Source organism: Rhodanobacter terrae (genome assembly GCF_042657005.1).
Lineage (GTDB): Bacteria > Pseudomonadota > Gammaproteobacteria > Xanthomonadales > Rhodanobacteraceae > Rhodanobacter > Rhodanobacter terrae.
The window spans coordinates 12,558-27,979 of sequence record NZ_JBHSNG010000020.1 but is presented as its reverse complement, the minus strand read 5'-3'; the positions used below and the strand labels follow the sequence as shown (position 1 = coordinate 27,979).

Below are 15,422 nucleotides of genomic sequence, written 5' to 3'. Positions count from 1 at the left end.
GCTGCCTTAGGGAACACCTGAACAAGCTTCCGCTCGCCTGTGGGAGCGACTTCAGTCGCGATGGCCGCGGCAGCGGCCCGCAGCGTCGCAACTGTTCGGTGTACAAGCGGGCGGCGCGGCGCGCTGCCACACCGTCGCGACTGAAGTCGCTCCCACAAAGTTGAGCCGCAGCCGATGCGCAGCGCCTGCCACCGCAAGCCGTCGGGATAAAAGGCTCCCAGACTTTGCGTCCGGGCTTATTCAGAGCATCCTTAGCTGGTGCTGCCTTAGCTGGTGCTGCCTTAGCTGGTGATGTAGCGCTGCAGATGCTCGATTTCTTCCGCCTGCTCGTCGATCACCGCCTTGACCAGGTCGCCGATCGAGATCACGCCGACGACCCGCTTGCCTTCCACCACCGGCAGATGCCGGATGCGGCTGTCGGTACACAGGCGCATGCAGTCGAATACGTCGGTATCCGGACCGACGGTCAGCGGCTCGCTGCTCATGATGTCGGACACGGCCGTTTGCGACGAGGAGCGGCCTTGCAGGATCACCTTGCGCGCGTAGTCGCGTTCGGACATCACGCCGACCAGCTGGTCGCCGCGCATCACCAGCAGCGCACCCACGCGGTGCTCGGCCATGTGCTTGATCGCATCGAGCACCGGCGCATCCGGTGCGATGCTGAAGACCGTACTGCCCTTGCGTTCCAGCAGATGCTTGACCTGAATCATGCCTGGCCTCCCGCCGACCCGGACGGGTCGTTTGTGGCGAGTCTAACGCCGGTGTCGGTCCCACGTGTAGGGAAGTTGTGAAGTCCTGGCCCTGACTCAGTGCCCCGATCGCGGCGCAGCGCGGCCTTCGATATAGGCGGGGCCGCCGAGGTGGTTCATCTGTTGCTCGATCCAGTTGGCGCGCTCCTGCACGTAAGCACTGGGCCGATCCGCGTGCAGGCGGATCGGGTTCGGCAGCACGGCGGCCAGGCGCGCTGCCTGCACTGGCCCCAGCTGTGCCGGCGGGACATGGAAGTACGCCTCGCTCGCCGCGCCGACGCCATAGATGCCGTTGCCCAGCTGGGCAATGTTCACGTACACCTCGAGGATGCGCTGTTTCGGCCAGGTCAGCTCGATCAAGACGGTGAAATAGGCTTCCAGTCCCTTGCGCGCGAAGCTGCGGCCATTCCACAGGAACAGGTTCTTGGCGGTCTGCTGGCTGATCGTGCTGGCGCCGCGCAGGCGCCGGCCCCGGTCGGCGGCGTCGATCGCCCGATCGATCGAATCGAAGTCGAAGCCGTGGTGGAACGGAAACTTCTGGTCCTCGCCGGCCACCATCGCCAGCGGCACCCAGGGCGATACCTGTTTCCACGGTACCCAGTGCTGGCGCAGCCGGAAATCCTTCTCGCCGTGGATCCATGCGCCGAGCTGGCGCTCCAGCATTACCGCCGACGTCCATGGCGGCACGAAGCGCAGCAGCAGCACGATCAGCCAGCTCGATGCCAGCCACGCCAGCAACAGGATGGCCAGCGAGCGCAGCAGACGGATCGGCAGAGGTCGGCGAAATTCGGCGAGCATGACGGTACGTGCGGAAGGATCGGGCAGTATAAGGGGCGTTGTCCCGCCGCCGCCGCGCCCCCATCTTGACGCGCTTGACCTATCCGGAACGCTTAATTGTGGAAACCCTGCCTGTCGACGATGTACTGCATCGCTTTCTGCTGGAACGCGCCGGCGTGCGCGGCGCCCTGGTACGGCTCGGGCCGGCGTGGCGCGAAGTGGCCGGCCGCGCCGACTATCCGCCGGCGCTGCATGCGCTGCTCGGCGAGTCGCTGGCCGCCAGCGCATTGCTGACCGGCAACATCAAGCTGGACGGCGCGCTGTCGATCGAACTGAAGAGCTCCGGCGCTCTGCGTCTGCTGTTTGCCGAATGCAACGACCAGGGCCGCCTGCGCGGGCTGGCACGCTGGAACGGGTCGTTGTCCGAACCGCTGGCGCTGGATGCGCTGCCCGACGCGGTCATGGCGATCACCATCGGCAACGTGGAGCGCGACCAGCGCTACCAGGGGCTGATCGACCTGCAGCACGCCGGGCTCGCCGGCTCGCTGGAGAACTACTTCGTCAAGTCCGAGCAATTGCCGGCGCGCATCCTGCTGGCCGCCGACGATGGGTACGCCGTGGGCCTGATGCTGCAGAAGATGCCGGACGAGGGCGGGCGCGATGCCGCGCTGGACGACGATGCGTGGAACCGCATCCTGCACCTGACCGCCACGCTGAACGCCGACGAGTTGCTGAGCACCGCGCCGGAGCAGTTGCTGTACCGCCTTTACCACGAAGAGTCGGTGCGCCTGTTCGAGCCGCGCGCTCTCGCGTTCGGCTGCAACTGCAGCCGCGAGCGCGTGACGGCGATGCTGCGTTCGCTGGGCCGCGATGAGGTCGAGGCGGCGCTGGTGGCGCGTGGCGACGAGATCGAGGTGATCTGCGAGTTCTGCGCGCAGCGCTATTACTACGACCGCATCGACGCCGAGCATCTGCTCAGCGCCAGTGCGGCGCCCGCTGCGCCGGAGACGCCGCAATGAATCCTGCACCATGCATCGTGGCGCAGCGGACCGCCGGTTTTTCCGGGGTCAGGCCAGCAGCAGCGGGTTGTCCGCGTTCAGCCAGGTGGACGCGGGCTGCGGCGTGGCGAACAGGAAACCCTGGCCGTAGCGGCAGCCGACCCGCAGCAAGGCCTGCCGCTGGGACTCTTCCTCGATGCCTTCGGCGATCACCTTCATCTGCAGCGAGTCGGCCAGCACCTGGATCGCGCGCACCAGCGCCAGGCCCTGGGTTTCCGTATCGTCCAGAGGTAGTTCGGTAATGAAGGATCGATCGATCTTCAACGTCTCGAACGGGTACTGGTGCAGGTAGCTCAGCGAGGAGTAGCCGGTGCCGAAATCGTCGAGCGCGATGCCGACGCCGTGGCTGCGCAGGTTCTGCAGCATCTGCTTGACCTGGGTCGGATTCTCCAGCAGCGCGTGCTCGGTGACCTCGATGCGGATGCAGCGCGTGGGCACGGCGTATTGCTCGAACAGGGCGAGCAGCCGCTGATCGAGGTCGGCGGAGCGGAAATGCCGGCCCGAGACGTTGATGCTGATGAAACCCTCGTCGCCGATCAGCCGCACGGCCTGGGTGCAGACCTGTTCGAAGATCTGCCAGTCGATCGCCTCGGCGCAGCCGCACTCTTCGGCGATCAGCAGGAAATCATGCGGCGGCAGCAGGCCGCGCTCGGGATGATGCCAGCGCAGCAGCGCCTCGTAGCCGGTAACGCGGCCGTCGGCGAGTTCGACGATCGGCTGGTAGAACGGTTCGAACTCGTTGCGGCTCAGCGCATGGCGCAGGTCGCTCTCCATGTCCAGCAGCGACAGCGCTTCGCGGCGCAGGCGGTCGTCGAACATCGCCGCGCGATGGCGGCCGCCATCCTTTGCGTTGTACATCGCGGCATCGGCGTCGCGCAGCAGCTCTTCCGGCTGACGGTAATGCGGGCTGGCCAACGCGATGCCGATCGAGGCGGACGTGAAGATTTCCTTGGTGCCGAGCCGGAACGGGGTCTGCAGTTCGCTGATGATGCGCTCGGCGATCAGCGACGCCTTGCCGGTTTCGACGATGCCTTCCAGCAGCACGGCGAATTCGTCGCCACCCAGGCGAGCGACCACGTCGCGGGTCTTCAGGCAGGCGCGGATGCGGCCACCGACCTGGAACAGCAAGTCGTCGCCGACCAGGTGGCCGACCGAGTCGTTGATCACCTTGAAGCGGTCCAGGTCGATGAAGAGCACCGCGAACTGTTCGTTGGGATTGGCGATGTAGCGCTGCATCGCCTGTTCCAGCCGTTGCAGCAGCAAGGTGCGGTTGGGCAGGCCGGTCAGCGAGTCGTGCAACGTTTCGTATTTCAGCCGGCGCTCGACCCGTTCGCGTTCCGCGATCTGTTCGCGCAGGTCGCGGTTGGCCAGCGCCAGCGCCCGGGTGCGCTCGGTGACGCGGCGTTCCAGCCCGGCGTAGGCGTGCTTGAGCGATGACGCCGCCTGCTTGCGCTGCAGTGCGTTGGCGATGTGGTAGCTGACGAAGGTCAGCAGCTCCTGGTCGCGCTCGTTGTAGGTGTGTTCGGGCGAATAGCTTTGCAGCGCCAGCACGCCCATGGCCTTGCCCCCCCAGATCAGCGGCACGCCGAGCCAGCACACCGAGCGCGAGCCGAAGTGGCTGATTTCGCCGGTTTCGATGAGGTGGTCGACGGCCTTCATGTCGGCCAGCAAGGGTTTGGCGTGGCGCAGCACATATTCGGTCACGCCACGACCGTGTGTGCGCGGGGGCCGCACGCTGTCGACATCGTCCGCCGAATAGGGAAAGGTCAGGTAGCCGTTCTCTTCGTCGACCAGCGCGATGTAGAAATTGCGTGCATACAACAGGCCGCCGATCACCTGATGCATGGCTGCGTAGAATTTTTCCACGCTCTCCGAGGTATTCGCCAGCTCGGCGATGCGGAACAACGCCGCCTGCAGGCGTTCGCCGCGTTGCCGTTGCAGCACTTGCTGGCGCAGCACACGGTTGGCTTCGCGCAACGCCGCGGTACGGTCGGCCACCCGGCGGCCCAGTTCGATATGCGCCTCGCGTCGCTCCAGTGTGGTCTGCACATGCTGGGCCACGTAGCTCAGCAGCTCCAGATCATGCCGCGAGTAATGAGTATCCTCGCGGTAGCTCTGCATCACGATGCCGCCGACCACGCGGCCGTCGCGCAACATCGGAACGCCCAGCCAGTGCTCGCAGCTGGGTCCGACCAGGACGAAGCGGTCGCCGAATTGCTGCCGCAACTCCTCGATCGACCCCATCAGCGGGCGGCCTTCCTGCAGCAGGTTCCAGGTCAGGCTGTGCAGCATGTCGTGCAACGGTACGGTCTGGTCCGGGGATGGCGGATCGGCGTCGGCGATGTCGACGTAGTACGGGAAGCGGACGGTATCGGTGGCTGCGTCGTACAGCACGATGTAGAAATTTTCCGCGTACATCAGACTGCTGACGATGGCATGCAGCGAGCGCATCATCTCGGACATGTCGTGCTCGGCGCTGGCCTGTTCGGCGATCGCATACAACGCGCGCTGCAACCGCTCGGCCAGGGCAAGGCGGGAAATCGCCTCGTACAGTCGGCTGGTTTCGGCCAGCTGGCGCAGTCGGGTGCCGGCCAGTCTGCCCAGCCAGTCCAGCCGGTCGCGTACGACTTCGGTCAGCGGCAGTTCGGCCCGTTCGAGCGTCAGCGTGCGCGGACCCTGGGGATCTTCGGCCAGATCGAGCTGTCCGGCCGGATGGGCGGCTTGTTCATCCATCCGGCGCCAGCGCAGCCGACCCTGAATGTCGAAATTGGCCAGCATCAGTTCGCAGATGTCCATCACGCTGGCGGCATCGGGAGCTTCGAACAATCTTTCGAGCGCACCGCGCAGGGCCGCAATATCCCTTGCCGCCGGAAGCGGTGGGGATGAACGGATCGTCGGCTTGGCGCTCATTGGACGGGGGTCGGCTCCGGAACGATCTGGCGGTTCGGCGTCAAGCGCCTTTATAACGTGTAAGTCAGCCCGGTCGCCAGCGCTCCGACGGCGGGAACTGCAGGGTATCCCGACCGGTCAAAGCTTGACACAAACCCATGCGGTTCTGTGATTGGGTGGGGGTTTTCAGGGTGTTAGTAAAACGTAAATCGGGTATACTGGCGCCCAGGTGTTCCTGCACTGAATAGAGTCATCGGTACCAACGCTCATGCGAAGCCTGCCCGTCCTGCTGCTGATCTCCCTGCTGCCGCTCACCGCGGCCGGGCAGACTGCGGGCCGCGATGACGCCACCGCCCAGCGTTTGCTGGCGCAGCCGTCGGGTCAGACGGACCAGACCGAGCTTGGTGCGGCGGTGCCGCTGTGGAGCGGTGCCGATGGTCGTCTGCTGACGCTCAGGACGGATCAGAGCACGGGCGCCGATGCATTGCGCAAAAATGCACTGCTGGCGCTGCATCCGGTCGATGCGGCCAGCGTGACGACGACCGGCCTGCAATACGGTCTGGGACCGCGGCTGCAGGCGCATGCCGAAGTCAGCGAACATTCGTGGGCGAACCAGAACTTGCGGGTGCTCGGCAGCGAAGTGGGCGCCACTTACGACACCGGCCGCTACAGCCTCGACGTGAGTGTCGGCACCGTCAGTACATCGAACCACGTCGCCGTATTGCCGCGCGTGCTTCCGGGCGCTGCGCCGGGTGTCGACGGCTTGTCGGGTTTCGACAGCAGCTCCCAGCTGAACGCGCGTGGCCGACTCGCGCTGGGCAGCAAGAGCGGCATCGATCTGGGTGCCAGTGTCGGTCGCATTCGCCTGTTGCCGGGCAACCTGCTCGGCGTCAACGCGCTGGATCAGAAGGCGCTGAGTTTCGGCGTCGATCACGGCCCGCTGAGCGGTGTCCTGACCGGTCGCACCATGCAGCCGGAAGCCGGTATCCCCGGCAGTCTCAATGCGGACAGGCGCTGGAACAGCATCGATCTCGGCGTGACCTGGCGTTTGCCGTGGCGCGGTGCGTTGAGCGTCGGAGCGCAGAACCTGTGGACCTCCGGCTCCCCGGCCAATACGCCGGTAGGCCCGGAACCGGATCAGTCCCGCACGCCTTACGTGCAATACCACCAGGATCTTTGAAGCAGGGGTGAGTGGAGAGGAGTGAGAAATGCGCGCAAGCCGCAGCTCCTCTCTCATTTCTCACTCCTCTCCACTCACCCCTGCTTTTTGACGCGCAGGTCGCCGCTGAAGGTCTCGACGTTGATCTTGCCGCGGCCGTCGCCGAGGCGAACATCGAGTGAGCTGCCAGGCCCGTGTTCGGGTTCCTTCGGGGTGCCGAAATCGCTGCGCAGGTCGCCGCTGAAACTGCTGGCGTGCAGGTTGCCGGAGGTGCCCGCCGGCAATTGCAGCTGCACGTCGCCGCTCATGCTGTCGATGCCCAGCGTGCCGTCGGCGGCCAGTCCGCCAGTCAGCTGCACGTCACCGGAAACCGTACTCAGCGTCAATTTCTGCCACGGCCCGCCGGCAGCCTGGATGCGGCCGGAAATGGTCTGCAGCTTCGCGTTGCTGCCGAGCGATGGGGCCAGGATTTCGCCGCTGACTGTCTGCAGGTCGGCCTGCTCGGCGTGTCCGGCCAGCTCGATGCCGCCGCTGACGCTGTCGACTTTCAGCGATCGGGCGCGCGCGTTGATGCGCGCCTTGCCGCTGACTGCATTGACCTCGATGTTGCCTCCATCCATGCCGTCGATGACCAGCGGCGCGCTGACCACGCCAATGTCCAGCGAGGCGGCCCTGGGCACATGCAGTTCCAGCGTGGTCGGCGCCATGTTGTTGTCGCCTTTCCAGTTGAACCAGCCAGCGGAGCCGCCCTGCGGCTCGACCTTGATCGCCATGTCGGTATTGCTGCCGGTGATGGCCAGCGGCTTGGCGCCGTTGCCGAGCTGGCCACTGACCTGCACTTCATTGCGGTCCCAGGCGATCACATTCACCGAGCCGGCGATGTTGCTGATGCTGACATGAGCGGTCGGACTGGCGTCATGGCGCAGCTGGATCGGCGTGTCGGCGAGAGCCTGACCGATGCACAGGCACAGCAGCAGCGGAAGACGGCGGGTGATTTTCATGATCGGTCCTGTGGGTATCAGCCGGCCTGTTCGGCCAGTTGGCGCAATTGCGTCTGTTGCAGTTCGGTACGGTCGAGCAGACGCTGCAGCGCCGGCGAATGAGGTGCCTGCCGGATCGCCAGCTGCAGTTCCATGCGAGCGGCATCCAGTTCGATCGCGGCGCCGGCCAGCCGCGGGTCGGCAGGTTTCCAGCTTGCCGAAACCCGGCCGGCGCGGGCGATCTGCGTGTCCGTTGGCGTGTGCATCTCGTGCCAGCCGATGCCGGCCGCCAGCAGCACCGACGCAGCCAGGCTGGCGGCGACCAGCCGGCGCTGCCGCGGCCTCGGCGGAGGCGCCGGTAACGCCTGGACCGCGGGTGCGTCCAGGCGTTCCACTTTGTCCAGCGCCGCATCGAGCGAGGCCCACAGATCGCGTCGCGGCGTGAGCGGCTGGCGCAGGTCACGCAGTTGGCGAAGCCATTCGAATTCGTTCATGAGCTTTCTCCCAATACCTTGCGCAGCAGGCCGCGGGCGCGATGCAGTTGCGCTTTCGATGTGCCGATCGCCATGCCCAGTTCGCCGCCGATCTCTTCGTGGCGCCAGCCTTCGATGTCGTGCAGCACCAGCACGGCCCGGGCACGTGGCGGCAACAGGCCGATCGCGCGCTCCAGTTCTTCGCGTTCGGCGGCGCAGAACGGAGTCTCGCCGGTGTCCGGCAAATGGTCGTCGTCCAGCATGCTGACCGGGTCGGCGCCGCGGGCACGGATGTCCATCAGCGCCACGTTCACGGCAAGCCGGTACAGCCAGGTGCCGAACGCGCTCTCGTGGCGGAAACCGGGCAGTTTCTGCCAGGCGCGGATGAACGCGTCCTGGGTCAGATCTTCGGCGCGGGCGCGGTCGTAGCCGGCGAGCCGGTACACCGCACCGTGCACCCGGCCCACATGCAGCTGATACAGCCGCTGGAATGCGCGGCGATCGCCGGCCGCTGCGGCGCGCACGTCATCGGTGTCGTTGGCTCCCGCTGAGGCAGGCGACATGGAACTTCCAATGGCAGGGCAGGCAGCGATCATCTTGCCAGCTTGGATGCGCCGTCATGCGAAAGGGTTTGAACCGCTGCCGCCGTGTCGGGCGCCATGGATGCGTCTGGGCGGGCACGATGACCCGCCCAGGTGCGATGGTTCAATGCCGACTGTTCAATGCGCGTTTGCCTCGCGGCGCGGCTGGGCGTCGGCCTCGTCCAGCGCTCTGGTCACACGCTGTTGTTCCCGCAGCAACCGTTCCGGCAGGCGCGGGGTGAAGGTCTGCAGATAGTCCCCGATCGCGGCCAGCTCGGTCTGCCAGCCGGCATTGTCCACGTCGAGCAGCTCATCGAGCTGAGCGGGATGGAGTTCGAGGCCATCCAGCCTGAGTTCGCCATCGGCCGGCAGGATGCCGATCGGGGTTTCGGCGCCGTCGACGCGCTCCTGGACGCGATCGATCATCCACTCCAGCACGCGCAGGTTGTCGCCGAAGCCCGGCCACAGGAACTTGCCGTCCTTGCCCTTGCGGAACCAGTTGACGTGGAACACCTTCGGCAGCTTCGCGCCCGGCCGGTCCAGCGACAGCCAGTGCGCGAAGTAGTCGCCGTAGTGGTAGCCGCAGAACGGCTTCATCGCCATCGAGTCGCGGCGCAGCACACCGACCGCGCCCGTGGCGGCGGCGGTGGTTTCCGAACCCATCGCGGCACCCATCAGCACGCCGTGGGTCCAGTCGCGCGCCTCCATCACCAGCGGCAGCAGCGACGGCCGTCGGCCACCGAACACGATGGCGCTGATCGGCACGCCTTGGGCTTCCTCAGCCATGTCCGACCAGGTCGGGCATTGCTTCGCGCTGACCGTGAAGCGCGAGTTCGGATGGGCTGCCGGGCCATTGGCTGCGTCATACGGGCGACCCTGCCAGTCGGTGACCGGTGTGCCGGGCAGGCCTTCCCACCACGGCTGGTTGTCGGCGGTGAGGGCGACGTTGGTGAAGATGGTGTCGTGCGAGATGCTTCTCAGCGCGTTCGGGTTGGTGGCGTCGCTGGTACCCGGTGCCACGCCGAAGAAGCCGGCTTCCGGATTGATCGCGTACAGCCGGCCGTCGGCGCCGGGGCGCATCCAGCAGATATCGTCGCCCACCGTCCACACCTTCCAGCCATCCTGGAGGTAGCTTGCCGGCGGAATCAGCATCGACAGGTTGGTCTTGCCGCAGGCGGACGGGAACGCGGCGGCGACGTAATATGTCTCGCCACGCGGGTTTTCTATGCCGACGATCAACATGTGTTCGGCCAGCCAGCCTTCCTGGCGAGCCTGGTTGCTGGCGATGCGCAACGCATGGCATTTCTTGCCCAGCAACGCGTTGCCGCCGTAGCCGGAACCGTAGGACTTGATCGACAGCTCGGCCGGGAAGTGCATGATCCAGCGGCGCTCCGGATCGAGTTCGCCGGCCGAATGCAGGCCTTTCACGAACGAACCCTCGTGCTCGATCCGTGCCTGCGCCGCAGCGCCCATGCGGGTCATGATCTTCATGTTGGCGACGACGTATGGGCTGTCGGTGATCTCCACGCCGCAGCGCGCCAGCGGCGAATCGATCGGCCCCATGCAATAGGGGATCACGTACATCGTGCGGCCTTCCATGCAGCCATCGAACAGCGCATCGATCTTCGCGTGCGCCTCGGCCGGGTCCATCCAGTGGTTGTTCGGGCCGGCATCCTGCTCGTCGGGGTGGCAGACGAAGGTCAGGTGTTCGACGCGGGCCACGTCGGAAGGATGGGAGCGGTGCAGATAGCAGCCCGGATGAGTCTGCTGGTTCAATTCGATCAAGGTGCCGGTCTGCAGCATCTGCTGCACCAGCGTCTGGTATTCGGCATCCGAACCGTCGCACCAGTGAATCCGGGCCGGACGCGTCAGCGCCGCCACGTTGTTTACCCAATGCTGGAGCGCTTCCAGGCTGCTGGCCATCGTGTCCCTCAAGGTCTTCAGAAAAATTGAACTGGAACGGTAGTTTGCGAGCACTGGTATTGCAAGGCTTCTTGCAACAAAAACGGCACCAGTTGGCGCCGTCCGGGGATATTCCCGTTGTAGATCAGGCCGGAATAAGCGTCGCGATCATGTGTTCCACATAGGCGTCGAATTCCTCGTGGTTGATACGCGGCAGGCCCAAGGTGAAATTCAGCTGCAGGAAGCCGACATAGGCGGCATAGGTCAGCCGCGCCCGATTCAACGCCTGTTGCGCCGGCAAACCGGCTTCGCGATATGCGGTGGTCAGGAATTCCATTCGCCGCTGCGACACGCGCGCCATCACCGGCACCACCTGCGGATGATCCAGCGCCTTCAGCAGCGCGGCGTACACGCGATGCGGCTGCAGTTCGTGCGCGACGCGACGGAACAATTCGGGCAGGCGTTTGCGCGGATCGGTGATCTGCTCGATCTGGCCGAGCACCTCACGTTCGCCGTACTGCTCCCAGCGTTCCAGCGCCGCATTCAGCAAGGCTTCGCGGGTACGGAAATGCCAGTAGAAGCTGCCTTTGGTCACGCCCAGCTGGCGGGCCAGGGCCTCCACGGCCAGGGCACCGACGCCTTGTTCGGCGATCAGGTGCAGGGCGGCGAGTTCCCAATCCTCGGCCGACAGGCGGGTGCGTTCTGGCTTGCTGCTGACATTCATGTGCGTATGGTAGCCATACCCCGTGTATTTGTAATGGGTACGACCCATCCGGCTGATTGTGCTGGCTATATGCAGCCCGCTTGGGGCTTGTCGATGGAGCGGTTGACGGCGCTCGCCGGGGCAATCCATACTCTTCCGTATGGTTTTCGATATCCCAGCCCTTCCTGCCATCAGCCGTTTTCCCGTCGCCGACCTGAGCCTGGCGGTGGAGACGCGCCATCCGGCCGGCGATCCGACGCTGCTGTTTGCGCACGGCTTCGGCCAGACCCGCGGCGCCTGGAGCGGTGCTGCTGCGGCGCTGGCCGAGACCGGTTGCCGCTGCGTGACGTTCGATACCCGCGGGCATGGTGAAAGCGATCGCGTGGTCAGCGGTGATTACCATATGGACCAGTTCGCCGATGACTTGCTGCGGATGGCCGCGGCGCAGCCGCAGCCGCCGATCCTGGTCGGCGCGTCGATGGGCGGCCTGCTCGGAATCGTGCTTGCCGGCGAAGTGCGGCCGGCGCCGTTCCGTGCGCTGGTGCTGGTCGACATCACGCCGCGCTGGGAAACCGTCGGGGTGGAACGCATTCTTGCCTTCATGCAGGCGCATCCGGATGGCTTCGCGGATTACGACGAGGCGGCCGAGCAGATCGCCGCGTACCTGCCGCAGCGGCGCGAGCGCAAGAGCGAGCAACAGCTGCGCCCGCTGCTGCGCGAAGGCGCCGATGGCCGGCTGCGCTGGCATTGGGATCCGGCGCTGCTGGCCGGCGGCGTGGTGCAGGAGAGCGAGCGCTATCAGCCGCGCCTGCAGGCCGCCGCCGCGAAGATCGACGTACCCGTCCTGCTTCTGTCCGGTGCGCGCAGCGACGTGGTTTCGCGCGCCACGGTCGATGAGTTCCTGCAACTGGTGCCGCATGCCCGGCATGTGGAACTGTCGCACGCCACGCATATGGTGGCGGGCGACGCGAATGATGCGTTCACCCGCGAAGTCGTCCGCTTCGTGCAGAGTCCTGCTCCATCTGTCGACCGGCGGCACGCCGGCGCTGTCCAACCGTGATGAGGTGCTGAGATGCCCGTGATACTGACTTTGCTGGCGGCGCTGATTGCCACCGGCGCCTGTGCCTACCACCGCAGCAGCCTGCGCACCTGGGCGATCGCCACGACCGGCACCACGCTGGTGGTCGGTCTGATCGCGCATGCGCCGTGGACGACGATCCTCTTGCTGATCATCGAACTGGCCATCGCGGTGCCGCTGCTGCTGGTGGATTTCCGCCGGCGGCAGATCAGCGCGCCGCTGCTGAAACTGTTCGCCAGCGTCACCCCGAAACTGTCCGATACCGAGCAGACCGCGCTGGAAGCGGGCACCGTCGGTTTCGAGGGCGAGCTGTTCTCCGGCAAGCCGGACTGGCATGAGCTGCTCAAGCAACCGAAGCCCGAACTGAATGTGGAAGAACAGGCGTTCCTCGACGGCCCGGTGGAAGAGCTGTGCGGCATGATCGACGACTGGCAGATCACCCACGAGCTGGCCGACCTGCCGCCGAACGTGTGGGAGTTCATCAAGAAGAACCGCTTCTTCGGCATGATCATCCCGAAGCAGTACGGCGGCCTGCAGTTCTCCGCGCTGGCGCATTCGGCGGTGCTGCAGAAGCTGGCCACGATGTCGGCGACGGTGGCCTCCACCGTCGCCGTGCCGAACTCGCTGGGGCCGGCCGAGCTGCTGCTGCATTACGGCAGCGATGAACAGAAGAACTACTACCTGCCGCGACTGGCGGTGGGCGACGAGATCCCGTGCTTCGCGCTGACCGGTCCGTATGCCGGTTCCGACGCCACCTCGATTCCCGACTTCGGCATCGTCTGCAAGCAGACGGTCGATGGCGTCGACACGCTGGGCATCAAGCTCACGTTCGACAAGCGCTACATCACGCTGGCGCCGATCGCCACCGTGGTCGGACTGGCATTTCGCATGTACGACCCGGACCATCTGCTCGGCGACAAGGACGATCTGGGCATCACGCTGGCATTGCTGCCGCGCGCCACGCCGGGTCTGCAGATCGGTCGCCGTCATTTCCCGTTGAACGTGCCGTTCCAGAACGGCCCGGTCCACGGCAAGGACATGTTCGTGCCGCTGTCCACCCTGATCGGTGGTCCGCACATGGCCGGCCACGGCTGGCGCATGCTGGTCGAATGCCTGTCGGTGGGCCGCGCGATTTCGCTGCCGTCCAACGCCACCGGCGCGCTGCGCGGAGCGGTGGCGTCGGTCGGCGCGTATGCGCGCATGCGCAAGCAGTTCGGCCTGGCGATCGCCCGCTTCGAAGGCGTCGAGGAGGCGCTGGCGCGCATCGGCGGCCTGACCTACGCGACGGCAGCGCTGTCGCGCGCCACCGCCGCCGCGGTCGATCGCGGCGAGAAGCCGGCGGTGCCCTCGGCCATCGCGAAATACCACGCCACCGAATGGGGCCGCCAGGTGGCCGGCGACGCCATGGATGTGCTCGGCGGCAAGGGCGTGCAGCTCGGTCCGAACAACTACGCCGGCCGGGGATGGCAAGGCGTGCCGATCGCGATCACCGTGGAAGGCGCCAACATCATGACGCGCAGCCTGATGATCTTCGGCCAGGGCGCGATCCGCTGCCATCCATACGTGCTGAAGGAAATGCAGGCGTTGTCGATCGCCGATCGCGGCGAGCAGCTGAAGACGTTCGATCGCCTGCTGTTCGGCCATCTCGGTTTCGGCGTGTCCAACGCGGTGCGCAGCCTGGTGCTGGGCCTGACCGGTTCGCGCCTGGGCGAGAGTGCCGGCGATGCGTATACCCGCCGCTACTACCGCAAGCTCGATCGCTACTCCGCCGCGCTGGCGCTGTGCTCGGACGTGTTCATGGGTGTGCTCGGCGGCAAGCTGAAGTTCAAGGAGAAGCTGTCCGCGCGCCTGGGCGACGTGCTGAGCTATCTGTACATCGCCAGCGCCATGTTGAAGCGTTACGAAGACACCGGCCGGCCGGAAGCGGATCGCCCGCTGCTGGCTTGGGCGTTCCACCAGTGCGTGTGGAACATGCAGATGGCGCTGGACGGCGCGATCCGCAATTTTCCGGTGAAGCCGGTGTCGTGGCTGTTGCGCGCGCTGGTGTTTCCGTTCGGCCGCCGCGAAGTGCCGCCTTCGGATCGTCTCGGCCGCCGCGTCGCCGCGCTGATCACCGCGCCCAGCGAAGCACGCGATCGCCTGCTCGAATGGGTCTACCTGACTCCCACGGCGAACAACACGGTGGGCCGCATGAATGCCTTGCTGCCGGACGTGATCGTGGCCGAACCGGTCGACCGCAAGTTCGGCAAGGCGCAGAAAAGCGGTCAGTTCAAGTCGCACGACTACATGGATCAGCTGGCCGAAGCGGAGCAGGCCGGCGTGCTGAATGCCAGCGAGGCCGCACTGCTCAAACGCGTGCGTGAAGGCGTCTTCGAGTTCATCTCGGTGGACGACTTCGAGCCGGACGAGCTGCGCGCGTTCAAGACACGCGCGGACAAGTAGAACGCCGGCAAGCTTGCACGTCCCGGTCCGTGCCTGATGGATTTCACACGCCATCAGCCATGGGCCGGATTTCCCTGGAGCATTGCCGATGAGCGCACCCGTGCTTTCGCTGTACCGCCGCATCACGCGCTGGCCGGCGGGCCACTGGATCTTTTCGCGGCTGGTCTGCTTCAAGGCGCCTTACTTCGCCACGATCGCGCCGCGATTCGTGGCGCTGGAACCGGGGCGTTGCGAAGTGCGCATCCGCGACCGCCGTCGCGTGCACAACCACATCGGTACCGTGCACGCGATCGCACTGTGCAACCTGGCCGAGCTCAGTGCCGGCGCGATGACCGACGCGACCATTCCCGCCAACATGCGCTGGATCCCCAAGGGCATGACGGTGGAGTACCTGGCCAAGGCCAGGGGCGCCATGCATGCCGCGGCCGTTCCACAGAGCCCCGCGATGGAGTCGGCCAGCGGATACGCATGGCCGGTGAAAGTGAGCGTGCGCAACGACGCCGGCGAGGAAGTGTTCCGCGCGCGCATCGACATGTGGGTGTCGCCGCGCACGCGGGCAGCGGCGACTTAGCCGCTCGCGGCCTGCGCGCGAGGGGCCAAGCCCGGCGTCGCGACCCAATCATTCATCGAT

13 protein-coding genes are annotated in these 15,422 nt (G+C 66.0%); 5 read left to right on the top strand and 8 right to left on the bottom strand.

Features of this window, described 5'->3' with window-relative positions; translation table 11 throughout:
- Positions 1-281: 281 nt before the first annotated feature.
- Together ACFPPB_RS15680 and mtgA are read right to left on the bottom strand one after the other, a co-directional pair.
- Positions 282-710 (bottom strand): CBS domain-containing protein, encoded by a 429-nt coding sequence (locus tag ACFPPB_RS15680; RefSeq protein WP_377328762.1) that lies wholly within the window; start codon positions 708-710, stop codon positions 282-284.
- Between the two features lie 96 nt (positions 711-806).
- Positions 807-1,547 carry a monofunctional biosynthetic peptidoglycan transglycosylase gene (mtgA, locus tag ACFPPB_RS15675; RefSeq protein ID WP_377328760.1) on the bottom strand — a complete coding sequence of 247 codons (741 nt, stop codon included), beginning with the start codon at positions 1,545-1,547 and terminating at the stop codon, positions 807-809.
- Positions 1,548-1,645: 98 nt separating this feature from the next.
- On the opposite strand from mtgA, the gene hslO reads away from it, so the two are divergent.
- Entirely contained in the window at positions 1,646-2,545 is a 900-nt protein-coding gene (gene hslO, locus ACFPPB_RS15670; protein WP_377328758.1) for an Hsp33 family molecular chaperone HslO, read from the top strand.
- Positions 2,546-2,593: 48 nt separating this feature from the next.
- Here hslO and ACFPPB_RS15665 read toward each other — a convergent pair whose 3' ends face one another.
- A complete protein-coding gene (locus tag ACFPPB_RS15665) occupies positions 2,594-5,494 on the bottom strand; it encodes a bifunctional diguanylate cyclase/phosphodiesterase (protein ID WP_377328756.1) in 2,901 nt (966 codons plus the stop codon).
- A gap of 247 nt (positions 5,495-5,741) precedes the next feature.
- Here ACFPPB_RS15665 and ACFPPB_RS15660 point away from each other — a divergent pair, with 247 nt between their 5' ends.
- Positions 5,742-6,653: a hypothetical protein gene (locus ACFPPB_RS15660; RefSeq protein WP_377328754.1), complete on the top strand. Its 912-nt coding sequence runs from the start codon at positions 5,742-5,744 to the stop codon at positions 6,651-6,653.
- A 74-nt stretch (positions 6,654-6,727) separates the two neighbouring features.
- On the opposite strand, the gene ACFPPB_RS15655 is transcribed toward ACFPPB_RS15660, so the two are convergent.
- The 5 genes from ACFPPB_RS15655 to ACFPPB_RS15635 all read right to left on the bottom strand — a co-directional run bounded on the left by ACFPPB_RS15655 (position 6,728) and on the right by ACFPPB_RS15635 (position 11,292).
- Complete coding sequence (locus tag ACFPPB_RS15655; RefSeq protein ID WP_377328752.1) at positions 6,728-7,633, bottom strand: DUF4097 family beta strand repeat-containing protein; 906 nt, start codon at positions 7,631-7,633, stop codon at positions 6,728-6,730.
- A gap of 17 nt (positions 7,634-7,650) precedes the next feature.
- Positions 7,651-8,106: a hypothetical protein gene (locus ACFPPB_RS15650; protein WP_377328750.1), complete on the bottom strand. Its 456-nt coding sequence runs from the start codon at positions 8,104-8,106 to the stop codon at positions 7,651-7,653.
- Positions 8,103-8,648 carry an RNA polymerase sigma factor gene (locus ACFPPB_RS15645; protein ID WP_377328749.1) on the bottom strand — a complete coding sequence of 182 codons (546 nt, stop codon included), beginning with the start codon at positions 8,646-8,648 and terminating at the stop codon, positions 8,103-8,105. The genes ACFPPB_RS15650 and ACFPPB_RS15645 overlap by 4 nt, the downstream gene beginning before the upstream one ends.
- A 156-nt stretch (positions 8,649-8,804) precedes the next feature.
- Complete coding sequence (locus tag ACFPPB_RS15640; RefSeq protein ID WP_377328747.1) at positions 8,805-10,589, bottom strand: phosphoenolpyruvate carboxykinase (GTP); 1,785 nt, start codon at positions 10,587-10,589, stop codon at positions 8,805-8,807.
- Between the two features lie 124 nt (positions 10,590-10,713).
- Positions 10,714-11,292, bottom strand: a complete 579-nt coding sequence (locus ACFPPB_RS15635; RefSeq protein ID WP_377328745.1) for a TetR/AcrR family transcriptional regulator — start codon at positions 11,290-11,292, stop codon at positions 10,714-10,716.
- Positions 11,293-11,431: 139 nt separating this feature from the next.
- On the opposite strand from ACFPPB_RS15635, the gene ACFPPB_RS15630 reads away from it, so the two are divergent.
- From ACFPPB_RS15630 to ACFPPB_RS15620, 3 genes are all read left to right on the top strand, one after another.
- Positions 11,432-12,331 (top strand): alpha/beta fold hydrolase, encoded by a 900-nt coding sequence (locus ACFPPB_RS15630; protein ID WP_377328743.1) that lies wholly within the window; start codon positions 11,432-11,434, stop codon positions 12,329-12,331.
- Positions 12,332-12,343: 12 nt separating this feature from the next.
- Positions 12,344-14,791, top strand: coding sequence for an acyl-CoA dehydrogenase (locus ACFPPB_RS15625; RefSeq protein ID WP_377328741.1), 2,448 nt, complete (start codon positions 12,344-12,346; stop codon positions 14,789-14,791).
- Between the two features lie 88 nt (positions 14,792-14,879).
- Positions 14,880-15,362, top strand: coding sequence for a hotdog fold domain-containing protein (locus ACFPPB_RS15620; RefSeq protein WP_377328739.1), 483 nt, complete (start codon positions 14,880-14,882; stop codon positions 15,360-15,362).
- Positions 15,363-15,422: the final 60 nt, after the last annotated feature.